This window comes from Clostridium sp. E02 (assembly GCF_003833015.1).
Classification (GTDB): Bacteria; Bacillota; Clostridia; order Lachnospirales; family Lachnospiraceae; genus Lacrimispora.
This window is the reverse complement of record NZ_RJLQ01000051.1, coordinates 1-1,121: the sequence shown is the minus strand read 5'-3', so window position 1 is coordinate 1,121 and position 1,121 is coordinate 1. Positions and strand designations below refer to the sequence as shown.

Here is a 1,121-nt window from a genome sequence, read left to right as displayed (position 1 = left end):
AAAGATACATAGCGTTGTATCTTTGGTCTTAGATTGTTATTTCACCGTACGTTACGGCTACTCTAACGAGTTTTGTTTGGTTACATCTTTCGATGTAACACCTCGGATGTCTTGATATTGTCTTTTTGCAAAGACTCTATCTAGATATATTTCAATATGTGGTTTTCAAGGTACGTGCGCGATGCAATCAGAAGCATGCACAATCATATGGAGAACTGTGTGGAAAGCTTGCTTTCCTAAGCAGTTTTTTATGTGATTGTATAGGCGTGAAACGCCGTGACTGAGAAAAGCATTAGCTTTTCGAAGTGCTTCGTAACACTCGCAATAATTGTTTGTCCACTCAACTAAACTAACTTTCGTTTGTTCAGATCTGTGAACGGTCTCGCACTAAATTCAGTCTTCGTCTTACGACTCGTCCTCATCAAATTGCTTTCGACCAGTGGAGATGGAGAGATTCGAACTCTTGACCCCCTGCTTGCAAGGCAGGTGCTCTCCCAACTGAGCTACACCCCCATATTACATGGATGTGGGTCTACCCTGTAAAAAGGCTATCCCTATATTTAATTCTATAACTTTCATACTTTATATCTGATTCATCATAAAATAATAAACCAATGGGCTTAAGTGGACTCGAACCACCGACCTCACGCTTATCAGGCGTGCGCTCTAACCAGCTGAGCTATAAGCCCATAAATAATCTGGCACCCACCTGCTCTCCCATGCCGTCTCCAGCATAGTACCATCGGCCGCTTAGGTCTTAACCATCGTGTTCGAGATGGGAACGGGTGTGTCCCCTAAGCGCATCGGCACCAGAAACTTTTTGTCTCTATGGTGTTTTTACATCCTTTATTTCATTGAAAACCTAAGACTCAACAGTATATAAAACCCTCACCACTCTCACTAAATTCAGCCTCACCTTACGGCTTCGCTTCATTAAGTGTTCGGGTGGGCTTTCACACTAAATTCGGTATTCCCTCATTAAGTGTTCAACGCCTACTTCTTCTTCCTTAGAAAGGAGGTGATCCAGCCGCACCTTCCGATACGGCTACCTTGTTACGACTTCACCCCAGTTATCAGTCCCGCCTTCGGCAGCTCCCTCCTTGCGGTTGGGTCACTGACTT

At 44.2% G+C, this 1,121-nt stretch carries 2 tRNA genes and 2 rRNA genes; all 4 read right to left on the bottom strand.

Annotation, left to right across the window (positions count from 1 at the left end):
* Positions 1–440: 440 nt before the first annotated feature.
* Positions 441–513: transfer RNA gene (locus tag EFT72_RS18855), tRNA-Ala, on the bottom strand.
* 102 nt (positions 514–615) lie between these two features.
* Positions 616–689 (bottom strand) — tRNA-Ile (locus EFT72_RS18850).
* A 7-nt stretch (positions 690–696) separates the two neighbouring features.
* Positions 697–814 (bottom strand): 5S ribosomal RNA (gene rrf, locus EFT72_RS18845).
* A 197-nt stretch (positions 815–1,011) separates the two neighbouring features.
* Positions 1,012–1,121: ribosomal RNA gene (locus tag EFT72_RS18840) — 16S ribosomal RNA — on the bottom strand; the annotation flags it as partial.